The following is a 23,492-nucleotide window of genomic DNA, read 5'->3' as shown; positions in this document are numbered from 1 at the left end:
AATAAAAATGAATAAAATTAAAAGAACTGGAATTTTCACATATGGCATATTGATATTTTTGATTGGTTTATTTATTATTTTGTCATTTAGTAGTCCCTACTTTTTTACACTAGCTAATTTGACAACCGTCTTACGTCAAGTAGCGGTAGTAGGTATAATTACTGTGAGTATGACAATGATCATATTAACAGGGGGAATTGACCTCTCTGTCGGGTCAATGTTAGGACTTTGTGCCGTTGTGTTAGCTAAACTTATGGTTTCAGGAGTCAACATGGTTCTGGCTATTATTATAACGCTCCTTGTAGGAATGATGCTTGGCATTTTTAATGGTTTCTTGGTGAATGAAATAAAGATATCCCCCCTTATATCTACTCTTGGAACAATGACTATATTCAGTGGTCTTACCTATATGATAACAGAAGGGAAAGGGATTTTTGGATTTCCTGATAATTTTTCTTTTATAGGTCAAGGTTACCTACTAGGAATCCCTGTTCCGATACTTATTCTTGTGGCTGTCTATGCCTTTGGATTCTTTATATTAACTAATACAAGATATGGGAGGTATCTTTACGGCATAGGCGCTAACGAAAAAGCTTCAGTTTTATCTGGTGTAGATGTTAAAAAGGTAAAATACATTGCGTATATGACTTCCGGTCTATTGTCGGCGTTGGCAGCAGTCGTTATGCTCTCAAGGGTGAATAGTGCTCTTCCAAATCTTGGAGAAGGCTTAGAATTTGACGTTGTTACAGCTGTTGTTTTAGGTGGTATCAGTGTAAACGGAGGAGAAGGCAGACTCCAGGGGGTTGTTATCGGTTTACTCATAATCGCTGTATTATCAAATGGAATGGTTTTGTAAGGTGTAGGAAATTACTTCCAGGCTGTAGTAAAAGGACTCGTCCTTCTCATAGCCGTTGGAATAGATAACATATCAAAAAGATAATAAAACAAAAAAAGAAACAACTGGAGAGAACTTATTAAAAAGCAAGACACTCCCACTTTTTGGACGTATAGTCTAATGGTGGGGGGGTCTTGCTTTTTATCATAAGTTTTACATTTTCAAGGTGAGACTACTATTTACTCAACCAAATTGGTTTAATGTAAAAGATACAGCTTTGGGTGTCACGTCAAAAGGACTATTAGCTGCGAAGCGTTCATTCAGAACATTCTCTTTCAGAGCCAGCAGCTGTTCACGTGTAATCTCTTGTTGTTCGAAAGCAGGCAGACCCAGTATCTCATCTCGAAAGTTTTTATATCCTTCAGCCGTGAGGTCGCCAATGTCAGTACGTGTTGCATTTTTTGGAAAAGTGACATTCAAGATATTTCCAATTTCTCTTATCTTTTTGGGATCTACTTCAGCAGTCAATGAAAGCGTAGCGGGTAAAGCATAAGCAGCTGCCATGCCATGGGGAATCCCCATCTTAGCTCCCACTACGTGTGCCAGTGAATGCCCCAGATGTGTCCCGCCATTGTTAAGGACCCAGCCACCTAAGGCAGCAGCGACCATCATACGTTCTCTTGCTTCCAGATTTTCTGGATGATTAACAGCAGCTGGTAAATATTTAACAACAAGGAACATAATTTTCTCACAAATAGCATCGACAACAGGGCTGGAGAGCTTGGATGTATAAGCTTCTGCTGCGTGAGAGAAGACATCCAGTCCGGTTATAATCGTCATGTTCTTAGGAACCGTCGTCACCAAACGAGGATCCAGTACAGCATATTCACTGACAGCATTATCTGCTAATATAGCTAGTTTTTCTTGTGATTTTGTATCGGTCACAACTAAAGCATTAGATAATTCACTACCTGTTCCTGAAGTCGTTGGGACTGAAATCAGGCCTGGGCAAAGCGAAGGGACGTCCTTGTCGTATACATAATCTTTGATGTTTCCGCCAAATAAACGAACGATATTAATTCCTCTTGCCGCATCAATGACACTGCCTCCGCCAATAGCGATGATGGCGTCACAGTTGTTTTGTGCAAACAATTCTGCTCCTTCATCAATTAATTCGATGGGAGGATCAGGCACAATTTTATCGTAAATGTAATAAGAGAAGCCTTTCTCATTCATATTCTTTAAAAAGTTTTGGATAATAGATGAACCCAGCAAGAAGCTATCGACAACGATCATAGGCTTTTTGTAGTTCGTAAGCTGTAATAGATCGACTAAGTGGTTACTGATATCGTGAGTAACGGTTACTTTAACATTCTGTTCTAGTTTAAAATCCACAGTTTTCGCTCCTTTAACTTAAATTCAATTTTTCAGACATCGCATGAGCTTTTTCACAAAACTCTTTTACTTTCGGGATATCTTTCTCGATAACGCCGTCCCTAAATTTCGTAGATGTTTTTGAAAGAGAATCAACACCATACGGTCTGATTTTTTCAATACATTCTTCGACGTTATCCGGGCCAAGACCTCCAGCTATAATGACGGGTATGCTGACTGTTTCTACAATTTCACGGTCAATATTCCAATCATGCGTTTTACCGCTGGCGCCAATCCCTGTGTCCACTGCTAGTCCCGTATCAGTTAAAAGATAATCACAATATTTTGCATATTCTTTGGCTCTTTCTAAAGCACCAGGACCATCGACGAGGACAGCCTGCATAAGTTCAGTACCTGGGCACTCTTTGTGCAAACGGTCTGCAAAAGCTTGATCTGCCGTATAATCCATGCCGGCAATATGAACGATATCAGGGTTCAATCGTTTAATAATAAAGAACATTTCTTCAACATCTTTGTTCAGCATGATGGAAATGGTTTTGACGCCGCGACGCTTTGCTTCTGCGTAGATTTTATCGATAACGTCATAAGGAACACGGTGAGCTGGAATGCCCCCTGTTTGCATAGGTACAAGGCCGATGTGATCTGCGCCTGCATCCATGACCTGCACTGCTTCGTTATAATTTACAATAGAATAAATCTGTGTTTTCACCATTTGTATGTCTCCTCAATATTAGTTTTTGTTTATAGTTTAATACTTTTTTAACTTAGATATTTTCCTGGGCTCTATGCACAACGTTTCTAATACTTAAATCAGGGGATACTGCCGATCGTGATTCGAGAGTGATACTTGCAGCCGCCTGGGTGAGCGCGCCAATTTCTTCTAGAGGCAAGGCATCGCCGTAACTAAATCGTGCCCATACGATCGTTGCCATCGTACAGTCACCTGTACCATTGGTGCTGATAATGGTTTTCGCATAAGGACGAACGATGTGAACTTCCTGGTTTCTGGAACACAAAATACCTTTAGAGCCTAATGATATAAAAACATTTTTAACACCCATCTTATTAAGGGCTTTAGCCGCATCACGCGCGGAATCTTCATTGAACACTTTGATTCCAGTCAGCAGTTCTGTTTCATGCTCATTAGGCTTTAACGTGTCGATTTTATCTAAAATATTTTCTATCCGAGAAACCTTTGCGACGGAAACAGGGTCAATAAAAATAGGAACTGTCAGATGATCAGCGAGCCATTCAATCGATGTCTGTGGAATATTGCAGTCGATCACAACTATTTTAGCTTTATTCATGAAGTCTAATCGTTTTTCAAGAAATTTGGGTGTGATGTTCTCGATAATTTCCATGTCGTTTATAGCTGTAACGAGATCACCTTCGTTATCGTTGACATAAAGGTAAATAGAATGATGTGAATCTTTGATCTGCTTTGAATAGTTGAGTTTTATGCCGTTTTGTTTACATTTATCTTTTGCGATTTCTCCAAAATGATCGTCACCGTAAACACTTATCAAATGTGTCGGCACTTCTAATTTAGTCAAATTATGAGAAATATTCTGTCCCACTCCGCCAACATCAAGTGAAACCTCTCCGATATTCGAATCTTTTTCTCTATATAGAGGTCCAGATAAACCTGCGATGTCTATGTTTAACCCACCCACGACAACCACGTAATCCTCTGACAATTAAACCAGCCCCTTAGGTTTGATACATCTATTATATCGATTGATAATGGTTTAATCAACTATAATCTGTAAACTAAACATATGTTTATATAGATTGATTATCCAAACATAAACCAGCTCGTAAAAAGTATTTTTTAAACAAGTGATTACTTACTGGTACAGTTTGGACTTAAACACGTATGATCAGAATGAAATGAGTCACTGAAAGGAAAAAAACTAGAAATCAGGATATGTCCTAATTTCTAGTGACTGATACTGCCTTATAAAAATAATCGATAAAGCGATAAAAAGATAGCCTAAGCATTAATGTTTTTGTGACTATTTATAAAGAATACGTTTTGTTGCTCATTACTTGATTGGTCGTACAAAGAAAGGAGGGTGTACATTTACTTCTTGAAAAGCCTCTTTTCCTCTGCCATTAATTCTGTAGCCGACAATAACGGACTGACTGGTTCTCTACTCTTAACCGAAAGGATAGCGGCACTATAAGAAAACTTGAGGATCTGATCCCAATCCAAATTATTATGGAGTCCCCACACGACCGTACTTAAAAATACAGCACTCGTTCCGCTAGTATTAATAACCGTGCATGGAATCGTATTTAAACGAATTTTGCCAGACGTATTCATAAAGAAGAGGCCTTCTTTTATGGAAAAAACTATAAGATTAGTGACATTTTTACTTAATATAAATCGGGCGGCTTGCTCTAAATCCGTATAAGGCTCACCGTAAGACGCTAACAATTCTTTTAACTCTACGGATGTGGTGATCAACGTGTGTATGTTTTGATATGGACTTATTAATCGAGCATTTTTATTAATGGATGTCGTTTTAATTAGTATAGGGGCTGTGACATTTTTATAGAGGTACTCAAGACTTTCAGCAGGCAAATTAGTATCAGCTATACAATACTCCGACTGGTTGATTAATTTTAAATAGTTAGCCATAAAATCAGGAGTCATGTTATCAAAGATACCCATATCGTCAATGCCCATTGTTTTAGTTCTACTGATATCATCGATATAAAGGAAAGAGGACGTCCGTTGACCATTAATTCTCTCACAATACTGAATGTCTAACTCTTTTTTATTGCTGTCATTTACAAACTTTTCCCCATTCATGTCATCGCCATACACAGAAATCAAGTAACTGGGAATATTTAATTGTTTCAAAGACAAAGCAATGTTTCTTGCAGCACCACCAATAGTGAAATGGATTTTACCTGGATTTGAGTTGTTGTCGATCAATTCACCATCAGGAATACCTATAATGTCTATGTTGATTCCTCCAACGACAGTGACAAAATTTCTTTCACTCAAAACATAGCCTTTGCCTTTAATGTACCCCTTTTTCATTAAATTATGAATATGTGTCGCTACCCCAGAACGAGATATGCCTAGCATAGCCGCCAGTTCGTCCTGTGAGATCATTGGATCTTCTTTTAAAATATTTAAAATTTCTAATTCCCGATTTGTCATAGTGTCTACCTCGTTTTCTAGAGTTCAGTTTACAAAGTTTAAGTTGTTTACTCTTTTCTAACATCCTCTTCATAGTCATTCTACAAGATATAAAATGTTAAAGATCAATTATATATATAATGAGCATTACTCAGTGAATAAAAGTGGGGGCAAGCAACTTTTATCTATCATAACACGTTTAAGATACCTCTGATAGAATGTAAATAAACTGAATGGTATTACGTCAATATCTTGGACACGATTTAAGAGAATTTCTTAATGAAATATGGACCCGTTTTGAGGCCTCAAGGTTTCGGTAAACGTTCTAACCGCTGACGCTTTTTAGAACATTTACCGAAACCATGAGGAAAGCTAAAGTTTTTCTATTTAACCGTCCTATGATTCCGTCTAACTTAAATGACTGCTTGATCTAAGTATGCTTGCTCAATGGCTAGGGGCGTTCGGTTCCCAAGTGCCGAGTGGATTCTCTTCCGATTGTAGAAGGCTTCAATGTATTGAAATAATTCTCTATAAGACGTATCGAAATCAGGATAATTCTTTTGGTAAACTTCTTCCTTTTTTACGATAGAATGAAAGGGTTCGATTACGGCATTATCGTGAGGACTCCCTTTCCGACTGAAACTATGACGAATCCCTTGTTTTTCCAGCGCAGATTCATACGCTTCACTTGTGTACTGCGAACCAAGATCAGAATGGAGAATGAGGCCTTCGGCCGCACCGTATCGTTGGGTTGCCTTTGTTAAAGTATCTAAGACCAGATCCACAGTCATCTGTCGGCTAAATGACCAAATGGCTTTCCGTGAATATAAATCAATAATCGTAGATAGATAACTCCATTCATCTTTGCCTGTCCAGATATAGGTGATATCCGTTACCCATACTTGGTTCAATCCGGTGGTAGAAAAATCTTGATTTAACAAGTTTACTCGATCGTCTGGCACAGGATCAGCGGACCTGTGTGGCCGCCATTTCTTTTGTGTAATGGAACGAATACCTTGTTTATGCATCAGTTTTTGGACACGTTTGAGACTGCAGTCTTCGTTTTCGTGAGTAACCAAAAGTGCGTGAATTTTCGGGGCACCATACACACGCCCACTTGATTCCCATATGCGTTCAATTTTTTCAAGGATACGCCGATTTTCACGCTCTCTATGCGATTCCTCGCGATTAATACGTTCATAAAAACTTGATCGTGGGATCTCAAACAATTCCAGTGTTCGCTTTAAATTGATGTCGTCTTTGATTGCGTCGAGTTCGAAAATAAAGTCATCGCGGTCTATTTTTGAGTGAACATGGCTAAGACCTTTTTTAGGATATCATTGTCTGTCTTAAGACGGGCATTCTCTGCTTTGATTTTTTCGATATCTGCTTCAGAATACCCGGTTTTTTCATCCGTGGAATATTTTTTGATCCACCGATAAATGGTTTGTTCTGCTATGCCATGTTCCTCACTTAAATTCTTTACTGAATGACCATTTTCGTACAAACTGACTAGCGTTTTCTTATAGTCGACATCATAGGTTCTTCGGTTTGACATCGATAGACACTCCTTTTCGATAGTTTATATTCTATCAAAACGTGTCCAGGATTTTATACTAACATCAGAAGTAGAGTATTAATAAACGATAAATTCTTATGAAAGGCAGTTCGTGTAAAAGTAACGGTGAATATGTGGTATTTCACTCTATTAATTATAGTGAATTGATGCGTATGTAATGTTAATAAGTGAGCAATGAGCTCGAAATTAATGTATACTAAAAATAAAAGGAGTGATTATTTGACATTTTTAGAGCGGTCACTTGAATTAAATTGGCCTTATCTTTTATTCGAATCCATTTTTCTAATTGGGGGGATAGCACTTATTATAGCAGGACATAAAATCAGAATAAAAAGTAAAACGACTAGTGTGGTAAGTATAATTGCGGGAATAATGATCGTTTTGATAGTACTATACGTCATGTATTCAACCTTGGTATTTCGATTGAACTCGTAACGAATGGTGGGAATAGTAAACGGATATTTTCTGGTTTTAGATATACATTGGAAATTTTTAAAAAAATTTCAATGACTCTATATGAGGGGGATGAACGTGTTTGAATCATCAAAAATTATTAGTTCGCTAGTTGTTGCTATACTTTATATTTTGATTGCTTTCAGTCTCAGATTACCTGTCAAATATAAGAAGAAAGTTCGGATATACTCCGTAGCAGTCAGCCTTCTATTCGTGGCACTTGTTGTAGGCTTTTCTCTATACTCGGACTATTCTATAGCCAATCAAGGAATAGCGTTCTACTACGATGGGCTAGCGGCATCATATTTTTCAATGTTTGTGCCTCTCGGTGCGTTAATGATACTAATGTTTAGTAAAGTCGTCATGAATGCAGATATTTATTTGAATAGTTTAAAGTATTCAATTACATTTGGAACTGCTGTTGTAATGTTAGGAGCAATTGTTCTGGGGTATTCCTTATTCATGCTGACTTTCTATGGTTTTGCACCTTAGAATGTGAATAATAAAATGGTCTAAGCAGAAGTGAGAGATAAAGTTTTCCGTCATTTGAATTTCAAGAGATAAAGAAATATTAGATAGTGATACAAAAAACTACTACTAGTCATTATAGAGAGAACAATAGATAAATGGGAGAAGCCACTGATATTATAGTTAATCAGTGGCCTTTTTTCATAATTAAATTATGTTGGATCGATGTATAATTTCATAACGATAACTCTTTAGTGTTTTAATTTATAGCTTTGTCGTTAGCTAAGTTCTATCCTAAAATTGACACATATTTCAATATCAGTGTAATACCAGATATAACTATTATAGAACATATAAGGAAATATTTGGTACAATAACTTCAAAAGGAGGAAAATAAAATGAAAATACTGTTATCATATTTCATCATACTAATTCTTTTCGGTACACTTTTGATCTTTCTAACAAAGAGAATAAAATATTTATCACTTATAAAGAAAAAAGGTGTCCTACACTCTAAAAAATTTGTGTTTAATTTATATTTATCGATAATTGCGCTCATAGTTTTTGTAACGTCATTTATTGTCAATATATTGTTCTACACGAGAATCCTCCAAACTGAAATTGTTACAGGTAATACTGCTTCTATATCGTGTTTCGTATTCCTACTTATTTTCTTAATTTCTAATCGTCAGGTCACAAAAAATAATCACATTTTATTTGAATTGTAACTCCTTAATGGAATCATATAAGTAAAGAATCCTTACAAAATAATTTGTTTTAAACTAAACTCACTCTGATAAGAAGCTGGAGTAAGTTTTACACTAACGTAAAATAGAATGCTAATAATATAATTTTCAAATATGACAATTATCTTAATATAGTTCTATAGTATGCTAACCTAAATGTAGTAGAGTTATTGAAACCAATAGATGACGAAAAAAAGAGTAAGGGTGATCAGTGTTGCTTTATGCTACGAAAATAAAAATGTGTTCAGGATGCGCATACTCTTTGTGCTGCCAAGATATCGAGTCGATTTGTCTCGAAGGAACCGATGGTAAAACTCTTCATTTAAAAGAAACTGTGCATGCTTTACTTAAATATAACCCCAAAACTGTGATAGTGGAGTATGAAGAAATGTTTATACTTGAAGGGGCCACAAGTCCTTCAGGAGAACAATATGTTCGAACAGCAAATTGTCCAAAGAAAACCGATCCCCTTTTGTCTTTACCTCGACTATGAAGTTTAAAATCACAGTGATAACCATGCTCTCTTAATATCAATCAAACTAAAAATAAAGTAAAGGGAACCTCGAATGTGATAAAATCCCTAATGAAAACTCCCTTTTAAAAGGGAGTTTTTATGTATAATAATTGCTAATAAACAAATGACTAAAAAAATTGTATTGGAATTTAGTATGTCAATCTTATAGTATTGAATTAGATAGAATATTTTTTTACAAAAGTATAGGAAACGTTAGCATGAAAAAATGATAGGATGAAATTACGTTAAAATGAGAGGTGAAAACTATGTTGAATCTAAATTCCTCAGAAATGTCAAAAAAAAGAATTTTACTGGTCGACGATGAGGAAGACATCCTTATCTTATTAGAGACAGTTTTAATTAAAGAAGGATTTAAAAATATACATAAAGCCACTAATGGAGTTACAGCTATTAAAGTAGGGAAATCAATTGAGCCAGATATTATTGTACTTGATATTATGTTGCCAGATATGGATGGGTATGAAGTTTGTAAGCAATTGAGAGAATTTACTTATTCTCCAATTATATTTCTTTCAGCAAAATCTGATGATATCGATAAATTATTAGGCTTGAGTGTGGGAGGCGACGACTACGTTACAAAGCCATTCAGTCCCAAAGAAGTTGCTTATCGAATAAAAGCACAGTTTCGAAGAGTTGACCAGATTAAGCAAAATAAAACCAGTGAGGTAAAATTAATCAAATTTGGAGATATAGAAATTGATGAAATTAAAGCGGAAGTCACAAAGAACAATCAATTAATTAATTTGACTGCAAAAGAATATCAACTACTTTTATTTTTAGTTAAGCATCCTAAACAGATTCTGAGTAAAGAGCTTATCTTGGATAGGGTATGGGGCAAAGGCTACGAAGGACATTTGAATGCGCTTATGGTTCATATACACCATTTAAGACAAAAAATTGAGAACGAACCGTCAATGCCAGAATACCTTTTGACTCAAAGAGGATTGGGCTACAAATTTGTTCCCGGTGGAAAATCATGAGAACAAAATTGACTTTTAGATATATTTTAATGATTGCTGTATCTGTTATTATTTTACTGGGTTCTGCGTTTATGATTCTAACTTATGTAGAAAATGAAGTCGATAATAACGATACAGCAATACCAGCTGTTTTTACTTATAATTTTGTGGACGAGATCGAATCGACAGATAACGGAGAAGTCATCATTTCAGAAGACGGGAAAGCAGCTTTACTAGAAGAGAATGGCTGGATACAAATTCTAAATACAGAGGGGTATGTTACTCAAGGATTTAATGAACCAGACAATGCTGCGAAACATTATGCACCCACTGAGCTTATACTTAATTACTTGTTTTCTGGTTATGAAGAGAATTATTTTTTTGATGTTGGAAAAACAGTGGATAACATCGAGTATGTAGTAGCAATGCCAAAAGGAAATTGGAATCGCTATATATTTGAAATGGATCAAGAAATGATTCAAAAGTTTTTATTTATTATGTTTATTCTTGCAGTAATAGTATTTTCTCTCATGGGCTTTATCTTTTCACAAAGAATAGCAAGTCCGGTTGCGGAAGTTATCGGTGGGGTAGAAAGGTTGTCTGCTGGAGATTATAAAATAAATTATAAAGAAAACGGATTATATAAAAAGGTCTTTGCGAGTTTGAATCATTTAGCTGCACGATTAAAAACTAGTGAAACAGAGCGGGAAAAGACGAAAAAACAAAGAGAAAAATGGATTTCAAATATTTCCCATGATTTAAAAACGCCTTTATCAACAATTAAAGGTTATTCAGAGATTTTATCCGACACAGAATATGACCTTTCGCCAGAGGAGATAAAAAAATATTCAGAAATAATCCTGACGAAATCAGTATATATGGAAGATATGATTGAAGAGTTACGTTTAAATGAGAAGCTTATGCATAATGGTATTCATTTGGATAAAGAAGCAGTAAATCTTACAGTTTTTATAAAAGAAATGATTATCGATATATTAAACCATCCAAGTTATTCAGATAGAAACGTTGACTTCCATTCAGACGATAAAAATTTAACCTTTAATTGCGAAAAAGACTTGATGAGACGTGCTATTGAAAATTTAATTTATAATGCTTTAATTCATAACGATAGTGATACAAAATTAGAAATTAGCATATCAGAAGCAAACAGAGATATCTTGATTGACATTAAAGATGACGGTCGAGGTATGTCAGACGAAGAACTAGACAATCTCTTTAATCGTTTTTACAGGGGAACGAATACAAAAGATTACAAAGGTTCTGGTTTAGGTATGTCGATTGCAAAAGAAGTAATTGAAGCTCATTGTGGCGAAATAGAGGTTATAAGTAAATTAGGTAAAGGAACACAAATCAAAATAAAATTATAAATATTTGGAGATAGTATTTTCAGTACTATCTCTTTTTGTATGCAAAACTTAAGGAGAACTTAAGATAGAGAAAAGAAGAGATTAAATGTTGTCTGATAAGCTTTACGAAAGAGAGGAATAGAGATCTTGAAAAAGAGAATCACACTTTCATTACTTGTTACTTTAGGCATATTTTTAATTTTCAAATATGACAATTATCATAGTATGTTCTAATAGTATGCTAAGTTTTATATAGTAGAGTTTTTGAAACCGATAGATGAAGAAAAAAAGAATAGGGGTGATCAGTGTTGCTTTACGCTACAAAAATAAAAATGTGTTCAGGATGCGAAGATTCTTTGTGTTGTCAAGATATCGAGTCGATTTGTCTTGAAGGAAATAATGTTAAGACGCTTCACCTAAAAGAAACCGTGCATGCCCTGCTTAAATATAATCCAAAAACCGTGATGGTACAGGATGACGAAACGTTTATGCTTGAAGCAGCAACAAGTTCTACAGGAGAAACATATGTACGAACAGCAAATTGTCCAAAGAAGACAGATCCCCTTTTATCATTACCTCGACTAAGATAATTAAAATGAAAGTCAAGTTAAAAAAGCTGTCTATAATTTTATGACACTTTATCACATAATATGGTAACCTTTACATAACAAAATCGATAGTATAAAGAATAGCAATTAATATTATAAATATAAATAATGGAGGATGAGATAGATGATTTTAAAAACACTTTTGTGTGTTGCTGTACTTTCATTAACAGCATGCAGTAGTTCAGAACAATCGAGTGAAGGAGAAGAGACTAGTCAAACTGAGGATACAGTTATTGAGTTAGATAGTAATGAAGAAGGAAATGAAAGCGTTAATTTTAATAAGAACAGTAATATCGAATCAAACATATATAGAGACTTCTTTTTTTCGAAAAAGCTCCTGGAAAAAGGTCGAATGGAATCAGATGAAATAGGCAATACAAAAGTGGCTGAAGGAAATCAATTACCTGTTAGTACGGAGAATTTCCCTGAACCTTACTATATGAATTATATGTTCAATACAGTCGAAGAAAAACTGGAACTTGCTCTGATATTGACTGAAGGTTCCGTTGTTAAGGAAGAAGAGTTAACCGAAGATGTTTTTGTTCATTTAGAATACAACATTAAAAATGATTCACTTGTTAATGTTACTAAGGAAAACACGAACGGCAACAATGTAGATCAGTTTGATTTAACAGAGGAAGAATGGGGAGAAGTCGCTAATAGATATATAAGATTTGTAGACTCGATAAATTAGGAGGAAATTTTATGAAAAAAGTTTTTGGAATAATACTCCTTGCAATATTTAGCCTCCTGTTTTTTGTTGTATTAAATATATTCTCAGAAAATGATCACTATAATGTTTATAATGGATTTGGTTTTAATGACCAATATAAAAATCTATCAATTAGCTTTTTAGATCCTCTGCAAGAGGATGAAAAGCTGAAAGTGATTGAACGTGTCGATGAAATGGTCAACGAGAATGAACTAGCTGTAACAGTTACTAACTATATTGAAGAAGATGGACAGATAAAAGGGATGAAAAACTATGTGGCAGGTAAGAATCCTTTCATTTTAGACATGTTACCAAACACTATTAAATTGGAAAAAGATTTTTATAATGGGGAACAATATATCAGTAATGATTCTGAAAAAGATAAAAATAAAATCGATTTGTTCACTTTTTATAAGGGATTAACTTATGAAGTGATTCCTTTTCACTATTTAGAAGATAATTTAGATACACTCAAATATGATTTGAACGTTTATTTCAGTGCAAAAGACCGAGTCCTAGCAGAAAGTGTTATTCGAGATAAGTTTTCAGATGTGAATATAAACGTAAACACTCTATCTCATACTTTTTATGATAGGGATGAAGAGCTAGAAAAGAGTATTATATTTATCTCTGTCATTGCGTTTATTCTTTTTGTTTTGTTCATTCTTTTTACCATATCTTATAGGATAAAGGACATTGCGGTATTAAAACTAAATGGATTTAAAATGACAAATATTCTGTCGTACATATTCAAGGCTGATTTAGTGTATAGCGCACTCGCAGCATTACTCATTCCAATAGTTTTAAGTGCGCTTATATTTAGAACACTTAACTTAAGAATTGTTGCGTTTAATTTTGTTAATATCGTTGTCGGATTTATATTGGTTCTAATTTTTATTGGTCTAATCATCTTGTCAACTCTCGTGATAAGTAGATATCGACTGAGTGATTTCATAAAAAATAAAAACATTAATGCCTCTCTTACAACGATCACTTATGGATTGATAATTCTATCAACACTTGTAATTCTACCAATGATACAAAAGCCTATGAACGAATTAATTGAAACTGTGAGAGTCTATACTCAAATAAAAATAAATGCTAAAAATATAGAACATGTTCAAGAAATTAGATTCAATGATGATTCTAGGCGATGGGAATTTGATCAGTTCGCTCAATTAAATAATGAACAAAATAAAAATAATCAAAAACAAATGGATTTATATGATGATTTAGATCAAATGGATGCAATTTATTATTTTGATCCAACCGTAATCACTCCGCAGAGTATAGATTTTGAAGAATATGAAGATAATCTTTATTCAGCATATAGAATTAATGAAAAGTATTTTGAAGAGTCGAATTTCTTGATCAATAGTGAAAGAATAGAGATAGAGGATAGCAGTCATCTCAATGTTCTGATGGATGTACAAACTTTCGAAAGTTATGACTGGAAAAAAGAAGATTTTTTAAACAATACAGAAGATGCGGTTATTTATCTTTTTGATAGTAGTGATTATTTAAATATTGAAAATGACACAATAGAAGACTATAAAAACAAAAAAGCACCTATCTTCTTATACACTAAAAATGAAAGTCTGTTTATGAAAAATCTCTCTGACGGCGGGTTCTATATTGATGATAGGAATATGGAAGAAGTAAATCAGTACCTTGCTACTGAAAATCTAGAAGATGAGGTTGAATTTAATAAAGTAAATGCTAGAGAGGACCTCTATACAGAAGGATTAATTCTTTCTTTAAGGGATGCTGGAATCCAAGTGTTGCCTCGCTTAATCAGTTTGTTGGCGGTTTTCGTATCATTCACAAATTTTCACAGCTTAGAGAAAAATAGAGAAATGAAAATCCTCAAAAGTATGGGATATAAGACTCTAGCAATTTCCAAAGACTATATTGGAAAAGTTTTTATAGTGAATATTATCTTTATACTGTACTCATTATTGACAAAAAATAACACAAACTTAAGTTTACTACCCTATTTATTTGTCTTGTCGGTTATAATGATAATCGTATATATCCGTAAAATAAAAAGAGCCAGAATCAACAAAATATGAGGAGGTTTAGAATGAAAGTAGAAGCGAGGAATATAATGAAAAAATTTGGGGATAAGACTCTATTTCAAGATTTAAATATTGAAATCAATGGAAAAGACAGCATTGTCATTACAGGAGATTCGGGTTCAGGTAAATCTACACTCTTAAACATTTTAAGTCTAATTGAAGAAACAGATAAAGGGACGATCACTTGGAATGACAACCAAATAGAGAAGATCAATAGCAAAAAAGTAAACAAAATAATTAGAGAAGAGATTGGCTATATTTTCCAAAATTACGCACTAATTGAGAACAAAACAGTCTATGAAAATGTTCTGATTGGTGCAAAATATAATGATTCAATAACTACTAGAAATAAAAAAGAGTATATCTACGATGCAATCAAACGAGTTGGACTCACTGGACTTGAGAACAGAAAAGTATACTCATTGTCTGGAGGAGAACAACAAAGAGTTGCTTTAGCGAGAATAATCGTAAAACCCTGCAGCATCATATTTGCTGATGAACCCACAGGAAATCTGGATGACGAAAACGCGAATAAAATTATTGAAATACTTTTCGATTTAAATAAAGAAGGAAAAACGATTGTCGTAGTCACACACGATCGATCGATTATTTCCAAGTTCGACAAACATGTACACTTAACTGTCAAAGAGAAGTAACGTATAGTTTCCCCCAAATAATAGAGAAGAAAAGCTTGTACCTTATCGTCATCGTTCTTCTAATTTACGTTTATTTAATTCATGGAGATAAAATATCATAATACGAGGGAGGGAAAGTTGTGGTTCAAGATTCAATGAGTTTATACTTTTTATTTAATGTGTTACATAGTATTATTTCTGTATTCTTTAAAGAAACTATTTTGGTTGTTGCGTTCTTTTTCTTGTTGAACAAAACATTCGAGAATGAACATTTGAAAAAAGTATCTGCATGGATGATTGGAATTATTACTTTAATAATACTTGTTTTTGCGGTGATGATTTCTTATTAACTCATATACTAAAAACGTTCTGGTCACTTTTGATCAGAGCGTTTTTACAATATTGGGATCTATTCGAGTCTGATATCAAAACTATCCACTGATAAATTTCAACGATAGCTATTTGTGGAGACAGCCACCTGCTTATGCTAAAGTTTAGTTGTGAAGGAAATTAAAACATAACACGAGAAATAGGAAAGGAATGACGGATATGACGAAGGAAAAAGAGTATTCATCAGCTGATTATTTACAAAAAGTGGATGCCTGGTGGCGCGCGGCCAATTACTTGTCTGTTGGACAGATTTATTTGAAAGACAACCCCTTGCTCAAACGTCCACTTAAAGAGGAAGACGTCAAAGTAAATCCGATCGGACACTGGGGGACGGTTCCTGGACAAAACTTTATTTATGCGCATTTAAACCGTGTGATAAATAAATATGATTTAGATATGTTCTATATTGAAGGGCCGGGCCATGGCGGGCAGGTTATGGTTTCCAATGCTTATTTAGACGGCAGTTATACTGAAATTTATCCGGATATTACAGAAGATGAAGAAGGAATGCAAAAGCTCTTCAAGCAGTTTTCTTTCCCTGGAGGCATTGGTTCGCACGCAGAGCCTTCAGTTCCGGGATCGATTCATGAAGGGGGCGAATTAGGTTACTCTTTGTCTCATGCGACAGGCGCAGTGCTTGATACGCCCGACACGATTGCGGCCGTCGTGGTCGGTGACGGCGAAGCAGAAACAGGTCCTTTAGCAGCATCCTGGTTCTCAAATGTTTTCATTAATCCTTACACAGATGGGGCGGTTTTACCTATCCTGCATTTAAATGATTACAAAATTGCCAACCCAACGATTTTAGCTCGAAAATCAAATGAAGAGCTGCGTCATTACTTTGACGGTATGGGATGGGATCCATTATTTATTGAAGGAGAAAATCCCAATAACATGCATCCTGAGATGGCGGAAGTGATGGATGAAGCCATCGAAACGATCCAGAATATCCAAAAACATGCACGCAAAAAATCTGCACAGACTTTAGGAATGCCTAAGTGGCCTGTAGTAATTTTAAGAAGTCCTAAAGGCTGGACGGGGCCTGAGGTGTGGGATGATGAACCAGTCGAAGGCACATTCCGTTCGCACCAGGTGCCGATTCCGGTTGAGCAGGAGAAAATGACACACAGTCAAGCACTGGTAAAGTGGATGAAGTCATACCGGCCCGATGAGTTATTTGATGATCAGGGTCGGCTGAAAGAAGACATCAGAGGTATTGCCCCTAAAGGCATGAAACGGATGGCATTAAACCCGATCACAAATGGCGGTAAAGACAGAAAAGAACTGAAACTGCCGGACTGGCGCCAGTATACATTGGATATCGAAACGCCTGGAGCAAAAAAAGGAAAAGATATGTTCGAGTTTGGAAAGTTTGCTCGAGATATCGTTGAAACAAATCCTGACAACTTTCGTATCATTAGTACGGATGAACTGAAGTCGAATCGCTTGAATGCGGTGCTGGAAACGACGAACCGTCAGTGGATGGAAGATATTGAGGAGCCCGAAGATGAAGCACAGTCTAGAAGCGGACGAGTCATTGACTCCCAGCTTTCTGAACATCAGGCAGAAGGGTGGATGGAAGGATATACGTTAACTGGACGGCATGGCTTCTTTGTGAGTTATGAAGGGTTTCTTCGAATCGCCGACTCCATGCTCACTCAACATTTCAAGTGGTTGCGTAAGGCAGATGAACTGGACTGGCGCAGCAAATATCCATCGCTCAATGTGATTGCTTCGTCAACGGTTTTCCAGCAGGACCACAATGGCTATACGCACCAGGATCCGGGTATCAGTACGCATCTGGCAGACAAAAAACTTGATTATATCAGAGAATACTTCCCGGCTGATGCCAATACATTAATGGCGGTGATGAACAAAGTATTGAAGTCTAAGCAAAAAATCAATTTGATCGTGTCCAGTAAGCATCCGCGTCCACAGTTTTATACAGCTTTGGAAGCTGAGACTTTAGTAGAAGAAGGCTTAATGGTCATTGATTGGTCGAGTACTGATCAGAACCTTGATCCGGACATTGTGATCGCTGCCGCTGGAACAGAACCGAATCTTGAGTCACTGGCAGCGATATCGATCCTGAATCAGGAATATCCTGACTTGAAGATACGCTTTATCAATGTAGTGGACCTGCTCAAATTGAACAGTCCTGAAAATGACAAGCGCGGACTAAGTGACGAGGCCTTCAATGAATTGTTTACAACAGACAAGCCAGTTCTCTTTGCCTTTCATGGTTATGAAGGACTGCTGAAGAATTTGTTCTTTGACCGAGAAAACCGGAACTTGATTCCACATGGCTACAAAGAAAATGGTACGGTGACTACACCTTTTGATATGCGAGTGGTGAATGAAATCGACCGTTTCCATCTAGTCAAAGAGGCGGCAGGTGCTGTATACGGTGACGAGGCAAGGGATGTAAAAGAGAAAATGGATAGACTGCTTGAGAAACATCGTCAATATATTAGAGAGTACGGCGACGACATACCAGAGGTCAAAAACTGGAAATGGCAGCCTTTAAAACAGATAAAATAGCGCTTGCATTTTTTCTGTATTGTGTATACGATTAAAATAATAATAGAAGTACAGGTCACCAATTGGAGGCAGCTATGGCTAAGCACATAAACAAAACAGGTGTTAAAATTTTTGCAATGAATTCCAACCCCAAGCTGGCGGCAGAAATTGCCCAAGAGGTAGGGGTCGAATTAAGTAAGGCTAACATTGATAAATTTTCTGATGGAGAAATATCCGTAAATATCGAAGAAAGTATCAGAGGAGACGATGTTTACTTAATTCAGTCAACTAATGATCCGAGTAATGACCACTTGATGGAGTTGCTTATTATGATCGATGCGCTGATACGAGCAAGTGCCGGCTCGATAAATGTTGTCATGCCTTATTACGGCTACGCACGCCAGGACCGTAAGCCAAGACCGCGTGAAGCGATAACAGCAAAAGTTGTAGCGAATATGCTGGAACATGCAGGAATCGATCGCTTGATAACCGTTGATCTGCACGCCCCTCAAATTCAAGGCTTTTTTGATATTCCTGTGGACCATTTATCTGCAACAGCACTCTTAGCAAATCACTTTGCACAAAAAGGCTTGGATGGAGAAAATATAGTCGTTGTTTCACCAGATCATGATGGAGTGAAGCGCGCACGTGAAATAGCTGAACAACTAGATTCACCCTTAGCAATTATTGACAAACGCTTATACGAAACAACGAAACCCAATACTTACGACCTTGTTGGAGAAGTTGAAGGGAAAGATTGTGTGCTTTTTGATGACATCATGGATACTGCCAGAACGGTAACAAAAGCAACTCAATCACTAAAAAAAGCAGGAGCCAAGGATGTATACGTCTGTATCACACACGCGGTTCTTTCGGATAATGCGATGGAACGCCTGATGAAGTCTGACGTGAAAGAAGTTATTGTTACCAATACAATTAATTTGTCTGAAGAAAACAATACAGAATTAATTAAATTATTGAGTGTAGCACCTATTCTAGGTGATGCAATCAATCGTATCTCAAGTTACCAATCTATAAAACCATTGTTTGAAAAAAGTTATGTAAAAAAATTGATGAGATAAATCAATGTAGCCTTTAATTAAGTAAAAATTTTTATAAAATGATTCCTTAGTCTGCAGAAGATTTAGAACCTATATATGTCTATAAACGATTCTATATTTATCATACTCATCAAGTTGAAACTTAATTTGAAACAGATAAATTTCTGTATATTAAGTTTTTTGATCAGTTCAATTTGAATCGATTGGGTATATTAAACAATGATGTTCCTAATATAAGTAAAAAATGATGCAAAAACTCGTGGGTGCAGTGAATAATAGTAAGAGTATTCTACAAGCAGATGAGTTTAAATTGTATTTTAATGAAATGAGTAAAATTGACGAATCTGGAGAGTATGCGTTAATGGATCCGGAACAATTCAGAAAAGAAGTAAACTCTAGGGAGAAGGTTTAACATTGCAAAAAAAGCTTACTAAATTTATAATTTGGCAAAGTATTGAACCTCCAGAGAATACTTTTAGTAAAATACTTACAGGTGTTTTCTGGTTGTTTACTGTCTTTTTGATTTCTATGTTTTCAGTATTTGTTTATGGATTAGAGATAAATATGGTAATTAGAGTTCTTCTAATAGCATATTTGGTGCTAAATATTTTATTTACTGGATCAGCATGGGAAATAGCTGGCTATGAGAATAAAGATTTTTCGGCTAGAAGATGGTTTGTATTCGGAAAATATGCCTTCCCTTTCTATCTCTGGTATGCTGTCTATTATTTAAAAAATCCCGAAAAATTTAGTTTAAATAATTCAAAATAATCAAAGTGAAATGTAATCAATGTTCCTTTTTAATACCTTATTGAAGGTAAATATATAAATAAGCACCGTAGGCTAAGTGTATGACTTAGTCTACGGTGCTTTAAGTTTGAGTGAAGGTTATTAATTATTCTGTTTCGGTCGTTTTCTTAGATGAGGAAAGCCCCATTTGCTGTTTCATACGCTCTAGTTCCTCTTCAACTGCTGCAGATCCAGTTTCTTCAGCATATTTTTCTTCAAGTTTTTGAGCTGAATCCTTTGGTTGTTCATTAAGTTCTGCCATCGCATCTGCTTCATCCAAACGACGAGACGCCTTTTCTTCCATACGTTCAAAGTTGCTCATGGCTCCTTTAGATTTACCTAGAGAGGAATCCACTTTATTCAATTTTTCTTGTGTATCAGCAACTGACATCTGCGTTTTAATCATTGAACGACGATTTTTCAATTTGTTTATATCTGAAGCTAGTTTATCATGCATTTTGCGCATTTTAGATGCATTTTCGTGTGCTTTGGCATAAGCATTTGCAAGGCCAGTACCAGTATCTTCGAGCTCTTGTTTTTTTGAAAGGAAAACGCGTGCGTCCGCATCATTTCCAGCTTGTAAAGCTTTCTGTGCATAGCGCTCATATTTTTTAGATTCTGCTTCGTTCTCATCGACTAAACGTTTTGCACGTGTTTCTTCCGCCATGACGCTTGCCGTATTTTTCTTCACTTCTGCCAAGTCTTCTATCATATCTCTTAAGTATTGATCAATCATCTTTTCTGGATTTTCCATGCGATCAATGATTGCATTAACATTTGCACTGATAATATCTGTAAAGCGGTCTAAAATTGCCATATTGTTTCCTCCTAAAAATTTTGTTTTTAATTTCAATTAATTAGTATGATCATCATCATATTTCTTGGCCAGTTCATCGGCTTCACTTGTTCCAAATGTTTCAATAGGACGGTTGAGCATTTCTTCTGTTCGTTCAGCTTCTCGTTTTTTACTTAATTGTCGCGACTTCCACCATTTATAAACAAGGAAGAGTATAGCTAAGCTTCCCAAAATTATAAATACCGGAATCCACGGTGATGTCGTTACTTCCATGATTCGGTCAGCTGCATCTTTAAATGATTGGCTGAAATATTCCTCATCACTAAAACTTGTATTCGAATAGTTTCTATCAAGATAATCGAGTAGGATGTCGCCAGCTTCTGTATCGATAACTGAACGTGCTTGTGAACCTGTGACATAATGCATTGCATAACTGTCAGGTATGGGTTCATAAAAAACGAGTAGAAGATGCGCTTCATCTGTAAAGCGTTCGTCGTATTTATTTTTGGCGAAGGCTTCCATTTCTTCGGAAGTCGGTTTTCCTTCTACAGTCGGTTCACCTTCGATGCTGATATCATCAGTTATATAGACATGTGGTTGAACGCCTGTCTCATTATAAAAGTACTGCAAACCATCGACCATTTGCGTGTGATTACCTATCCAATTTAGTTCATCAGTATAGTAGTCCGATTCATCCACTGAACCAGCTGGCAAAGGTTCACGTTCCACTGTTGAAGATGTGACGTTAGATGATTTGTCATTACCTAAAAAATTATCGAAGTTTGTGAAGAGACTGAAAATGATGAACATAAAGATGACAGCTGTGAAAATACCGCCACATCCGCCTCTGCCCCCGCCGCCAGGAGAGTAGCGTCTTCGACCAAAACTGCCGCCGAAGAATACTGGACCCATTCGCGGCCGTCTGTTATTACCAGAGCGATGATTACTACCACCGCCGAATAAGCCACCGCTGTTGTTTCCGCCTCCACGACCAGAGTTAAAGCCGCCGCCCATACGACCACCACCGCCTCGTTGACCACCGAAACCGCCGCCACGGGAACCACCGCCGCCAAAACCGCCACCACGGCCGCCTCCTCTACCCATATGTATCATCTCCTTAAAAATCTAGTGATTAGGTTAATCTAGTTATTTTGTCAAAATATTGTACTTAATAATATTATAGCTTACATATAATTAAAAACATAGAATATCGCTTTTCACCGATTTTTTTAAAGAAATAAATGTTTTTGAAGCAAAAAAGTCAATTTTTAAAGGAATAGACAATATAGTAATTAGAATATAAAAATAGTGGAGGGTGTTCAAATGATTATTAAAGAGCGAGAATTATCGACACAACTGAAAAAACTATTTGCACTAGATAAACGTAGCAAATTATTAAATCCTCAGACGAACAGTATTGAGTACCGAATGAAAGGTTACAAAGGAGAATGTCAGTTTGATGCGTTAATTAGAACGTTAAAATGTGACTGTCTTGTTTTAAATGATTTAATGTTGAGAGTGAACGGACAAACGTGTCAAATTGATACGTTAGTCATAACCAGTAAGGGCGTCACGATATACGAAGTGAAAAATTACGAGGGACAGTTTGTTTATACTGAGGAGAAACTTAAAATACTTACGACAAATAAGGAGATTTCTAATCCAGTACATCAATTGAATCGAACGACGAATCTTTTCCGACAATTAATGCAAGAACAGAAGGTTAGTTTTCCTTTGAGCGCTCATATTGTATTTATAAATAATCGCTTCACACTTTTTCAGGCACCAATTGCTGAATATTTTATATTTCCGACAATGTTATCGCATCATTTAATGAAGCTAAATAATATTCAGAAAAGCTTAAACCAAAGTCATCATAGATTTGCTGATATGTTGAAACACCTTCATATTGCTGATGTTAATTATACGAGTCTACCTGATTATAACTTAGAGGATTTGAAAAAAAGAAATTTTTGTAAGGTGTGTATGTCAGAGTTAGAGCATAGTCACGGAAGAATTTGGAAATGTAGAGACTGCAATACTGACATCGTATCGCATAAAGTTATTCTTGATCAGATTGAAGACTTTCGCTTACTTTTCTCAGATAAAAAGTTAAAAACAGGAACTATTTATGACTGGTGCGGAAAAGCCTTTTCTAAAAAGAGCATACGAATCGTTTTATCAAAAAATTATGAGTTAAAAGGGCAGAGTAAAGCTAGTTATTATGAATGAAAAAAATATTTAAGGTATTGCGTGCCCTCCAGGAGAAGAAAAGAGTCGCGAAGGGCACACAACGTGTGAATGCGTGCCCTCCAGAAGAAGAGCGACGTCGCGAAGGTCACGCAATGTGTGAATGCGTGCCCTCCAGGAGAAGAAAGGTGTTGCGAAGGTCACGCAATGTGTGGATGCGTG

24 protein-coding genes are annotated in these 23,492 nt (G+C 35.9%); 16 read left to right on the top strand and 8 right to left on the bottom strand.

From position 1 onward, the window contains the following. Positions 1 to 7 precede the first annotated feature (7 nt). On the top strand, positions 8 to 856 hold the full coding sequence (locus tag BMX83_RS02530) for an ABC transporter permease (RefSeq protein WP_091632899.1): 849 nt from the start codon (positions 8 to 10) through the stop codon (positions 854 to 856). 222 nt (positions 857 to 1,078) lie between these two features. On the opposite strand, the gene BMX83_RS02525 is transcribed toward BMX83_RS02530, so the two are convergent. The 6 genes from BMX83_RS02525 to BMX83_RS02500 form a co-directional block, all read right to left on the bottom strand. Next, complete coding sequence (locus BMX83_RS02525; RefSeq protein WP_091632896.1) at positions 1,079 to 2,230, bottom strand: iron-containing alcohol dehydrogenase; 1,152 nt, start codon at positions 2,228 to 2,230, stop codon at positions 1,079 to 1,081. A gap of 13 nt (positions 2,231 to 2,243) precedes the next feature. Beyond that, the gene (locus tag BMX83_RS02520; RefSeq protein ID WP_177170468.1) at positions 2,244 to 2,942 is read right to left on the bottom strand and encodes a phosphoribosylanthranilate isomerase; all 699 of its coding nucleotides are present in this window, start codon (positions 2,940 to 2,942) and stop codon (positions 2,244 to 2,246) included. Positions 2,943 to 2,994: 52 nt separating this feature from the next. Beyond that, the gene (locus BMX83_RS02515) at positions 2,995 to 3,927 is read right to left on the bottom strand and encodes a carbohydrate kinase family protein (RefSeq protein WP_091632894.1); all 933 of its coding nucleotides are present in this window, start codon (positions 3,925 to 3,927) and stop codon (positions 2,995 to 2,997) included. A 386-nt stretch (positions 3,928 to 4,313) separates the two neighbouring features. Further along, positions 4,314 to 5,405 carry a PfkB family carbohydrate kinase gene (locus BMX83_RS02510; RefSeq protein ID WP_091632891.1) on the bottom strand — a complete coding sequence of 364 codons (1,092 nt, stop codon included), beginning with the start codon at positions 5,403 to 5,405 and terminating at the stop codon, positions 4,314 to 4,316. A gap of 392 nt (positions 5,406 to 5,797) precedes the next feature. Continuing rightward, on the bottom strand, positions 5,798 to 6,649 hold the full coding sequence (locus BMX83_RS02505) for an IS3 family transposase (protein ID WP_281242028.1): 852 nt from the start codon (positions 6,647 to 6,649) through the stop codon (positions 5,798 to 5,800). Positions 6,650 to 6,681: 32 nt separating this feature from the next. Further along, the gene (locus BMX83_RS02500; protein WP_080145561.1) at positions 6,682 to 6,942 is read right to left on the bottom strand and encodes a transposase; all 261 of its coding nucleotides are present in this window, start codon (positions 6,940 to 6,942) and stop codon (positions 6,682 to 6,684) included. A gap of 240 nt (positions 6,943 to 7,182) precedes the next feature. Between BMX83_RS02500 and BMX83_RS02495 the strand changes: the two genes are divergently transcribed. The 14 genes from BMX83_RS02495 to BMX83_RS02430 all read left to right on the top strand — a co-directional run bounded on the left by BMX83_RS02495 (position 7,183) and on the right by BMX83_RS02430 (position 20,266). Then, on the top strand, positions 7,183 to 7,398 hold the full coding sequence (locus tag BMX83_RS02495; protein WP_091632885.1) for a hypothetical protein: 216 nt from the start codon (positions 7,183 to 7,185) through the stop codon (positions 7,396 to 7,398). 96 nt (positions 7,399 to 7,494) lie between these two features. After that, positions 7,495 to 7,908, top strand: a complete 414-nt coding sequence (locus tag BMX83_RS02490) for a hypothetical protein (protein WP_091632883.1) — start codon at positions 7,495 to 7,497, stop codon at positions 7,906 to 7,908. A gap of 984 nt (positions 7,909 to 8,892) precedes the next feature. After that, positions 8,893 to 9,123, top strand: coding sequence for a DUF3892 domain-containing protein (locus BMX83_RS02480; protein WP_177170467.1), 231 nt, complete (start codon positions 8,893 to 8,895; stop codon positions 9,121 to 9,123). A 287-nt stretch (positions 9,124 to 9,410) separates the two neighbouring features. Continuing rightward, a complete protein-coding gene (locus BMX83_RS02475; RefSeq protein WP_091632875.1) occupies positions 9,411 to 10,145 on the top strand; it encodes a response regulator transcription factor in 735 nt (244 codons plus the stop codon). Then, positions 10,142 to 11,512 (top strand): sensor histidine kinase, encoded by a 1,371-nt coding sequence (locus BMX83_RS02470; RefSeq protein WP_091632872.1) that lies wholly within the window; start codon positions 10,142 to 10,144, stop codon positions 11,510 to 11,512. The genes BMX83_RS02475 and BMX83_RS02470 overlap by 4 nt, the downstream gene beginning before the upstream one ends. Before the next feature lie 287 nt (positions 11,513 to 11,799). Then, positions 11,800 to 12,081, top strand: coding sequence for a DUF3892 domain-containing protein (locus BMX83_RS02465; protein ID WP_091632870.1), 282 nt, complete (start codon positions 11,800 to 11,802; stop codon positions 12,079 to 12,081). Positions 12,082 to 12,223: 142 nt separating this feature from the next. After that, positions 12,224 to 12,793: a hypothetical protein gene (locus tag BMX83_RS02460; protein WP_091632865.1), complete on the top strand. Its 570-nt coding sequence runs from the start codon at positions 12,224 to 12,226 to the stop codon at positions 12,791 to 12,793. 11 nt (positions 12,794 to 12,804) lie between these two features. After that, positions 12,805 to 14,883, top strand: a complete 2,079-nt coding sequence (locus BMX83_RS02455) for a hypothetical protein (protein ID WP_091632862.1) — start codon at positions 12,805 to 12,807, stop codon at positions 14,881 to 14,883. An 11-nt stretch (positions 14,884 to 14,894) separates the two neighbouring features. Continuing rightward, positions 14,895 to 15,545 carry an ATP-binding cassette domain-containing protein gene (locus tag BMX83_RS02450; RefSeq protein ID WP_091632859.1) on the top strand — a complete coding sequence of 217 codons (651 nt, stop codon included), beginning with the start codon at positions 14,895 to 14,897 and terminating at the stop codon, positions 15,543 to 15,545. 119 nt (positions 15,546 to 15,664) lie between these two features. Then, positions 15,665 to 15,874 carry a hypothetical protein gene (locus tag BMX83_RS02445; RefSeq protein ID WP_091632857.1) on the top strand — a complete coding sequence of 70 codons (210 nt, stop codon included), beginning with the start codon at positions 15,665 to 15,667 and terminating at the stop codon, positions 15,872 to 15,874. 199 nt (positions 15,875 to 16,073) lie between these two features. After that, a complete protein-coding gene (locus BMX83_RS02440; protein WP_091632854.1) occupies positions 16,074 to 18,455 on the top strand; it encodes a phosphoketolase family protein in 2,382 nt (793 codons plus the stop codon). A 74-nt stretch (positions 18,456 to 18,529) separates the two neighbouring features. Continuing rightward, positions 18,530 to 19,516, top strand: a complete 987-nt coding sequence (locus tag BMX83_RS02435) for a ribose-phosphate diphosphokinase (protein ID WP_091632852.1) — start codon at positions 18,530 to 18,532, stop codon at positions 19,514 to 19,516. Between the two features lie 226 nt (positions 19,517 to 19,742). Then, the gene (locus BMX83_RS10865) at positions 19,743 to 19,907 is read left to right on the top strand and encodes a hypothetical protein (protein ID WP_177170466.1); all 165 of its coding nucleotides are present in this window, start codon (positions 19,743 to 19,745) and stop codon (positions 19,905 to 19,907) included. Between the two features lie 2 nt (positions 19,908 to 19,909). Further along, positions 19,910 to 20,266, top strand: coding sequence for a hypothetical protein (locus tag BMX83_RS02430; RefSeq protein ID WP_091632849.1), 357 nt, complete (start codon positions 19,910 to 19,912; stop codon positions 20,264 to 20,266). Between the two features lie 124 nt (positions 20,267 to 20,390). Here the strand turns inward: BMX83_RS02430 and BMX83_RS02425 are convergent, their stop codons facing one another. Together BMX83_RS02425 and BMX83_RS02420 are read right to left on the bottom strand one after the other, a co-directional pair. After that, positions 20,391 to 21,101, bottom strand: a complete 711-nt coding sequence (locus tag BMX83_RS02425) for a PspA/IM30 family protein (protein ID WP_091632847.1) — start codon at positions 21,099 to 21,101, stop codon at positions 20,391 to 20,393. A gap of 36 nt (positions 21,102 to 21,137) precedes the next feature. After that, on the bottom strand, positions 21,138 to 22,184 hold the full coding sequence (locus BMX83_RS02420; RefSeq protein ID WP_218141912.1) for a hypothetical protein: 1,047 nt from the start codon (positions 22,182 to 22,184) through the stop codon (positions 21,138 to 21,140). Positions 22,185 to 22,403: 219 nt separating this feature from the next. On the opposite strand from BMX83_RS02420, the gene BMX83_RS02415 reads away from it, so the two are divergent. Beyond that, the gene (locus BMX83_RS02415; protein WP_091632844.1) at positions 22,404 to 23,312 is read left to right on the top strand and encodes a nuclease-related domain-containing protein; all 909 of its coding nucleotides are present in this window, start codon (positions 22,404 to 22,406) and stop codon (positions 23,310 to 23,312) included. The last annotated feature ends 180 nt before the right edge of the window (positions 23,313 to 23,492 follow it).

This window comes from Alkalibacterium gilvum (assembly GCF_900109085.1).
Taxonomy (GTDB): Bacteria; Bacillota; Bacilli; order Lactobacillales; family Carnobacteriaceae_A; genus Alkalibacterium; species Alkalibacterium gilvum.
The sequence above is the reverse complement of the archived record's forward strand: the minus strand, read 5'-3'. Positions and strand labels throughout refer to the sequence as shown.

Excerpts from the sequence above, each read along its gene's own strand:
- BMX83_RS02530 (WP_091632899.1), top strand. The coding sequence starts at position 8 with ATGAATAAAATTAAAAGAACTGGAATTTTCACATATGGCATATTGATA.
- BMX83_RS02520 (WP_177170468.1), bottom strand. The coding sequence starts at position 2,942 with ATGGTGAAAACACAGATTTATTCTATTGTAAATTATAACGAAGCAGTG.
- BMX83_RS02510 (WP_091632891.1), bottom strand. The coding sequence starts at position 5,405 with ATGACAAATCGGGAATTAGAAATTTTAAATATTTTAAAAGAAGATCCA.
- BMX83_RS02500 (WP_080145561.1), bottom strand. The coding sequence starts at position 6,942 with ATGTCAAACCGAAGAACCTATGATGTCGACTATAAGAAAACGCTAGTC.
- BMX83_RS02475 (WP_091632875.1), top strand. The coding sequence starts at position 9,411 with ATGTTGAATCTAAATTCCTCAGAAATGTCAAAAAAAAGAATTTTACTG.
- BMX83_RS02470 (WP_091632872.1), top strand. The coding sequence starts at position 10,142 with ATGAGAACAAAATTGACTTTTAGATATATTTTAATGATTGCTGTATCT.
- BMX83_RS02460 (WP_091632865.1), top strand. The coding sequence starts at position 12,224 with ATGATTTTAAAAACACTTTTGTGTGTTGCTGTACTTTCATTAACAGCA.
- BMX83_RS02455 (WP_091632862.1), top strand. The coding sequence starts at position 12,805 with ATGAAAAAAGTTTTTGGAATAATACTCCTTGCAATATTTAGCCTCCTG.
- BMX83_RS02450 (WP_091632859.1), top strand. The coding sequence starts at position 14,895 with ATGAAAGTAGAAGCGAGGAATATAATGAAAAAATTTGGGGATAAGACT.
- BMX83_RS02440 (WP_091632854.1), top strand. The coding sequence starts at position 16,074 with ATGACGAAGGAAAAAGAGTATTCATCAGCTGATTATTTACAAAAAGTG.
- BMX83_RS02435 (WP_091632852.1), top strand. The coding sequence starts at position 18,530 with ATGGCTAAGCACATAAACAAAACAGGTGTTAAAATTTTTGCAATGAAT.
- BMX83_RS10865 (WP_177170466.1), top strand. The coding sequence starts at position 19,743 with ATGCAAAAACTCGTGGGTGCAGTGAATAATAGTAAGAGTATTCTACAA.
- BMX83_RS02425 (WP_091632847.1), bottom strand. The coding sequence starts at position 21,101 with ATGGCAATTTTAGACCGCTTTACAGATATTATCAGTGCAAATGTTAAT.
- BMX83_RS02420 (WP_218141912.1), bottom strand. The coding sequence starts at position 22,184 with ATGGGTAGAGGAGGCGGCCGTGGTGGCGGTTTTGGCGGCGGTGGTTCC.
- BMX83_RS02415 (WP_091632844.1), top strand. The coding sequence starts at position 22,404 with ATGATTATTAAAGAGCGAGAATTATCGACACAACTGAAAAAACTATTT.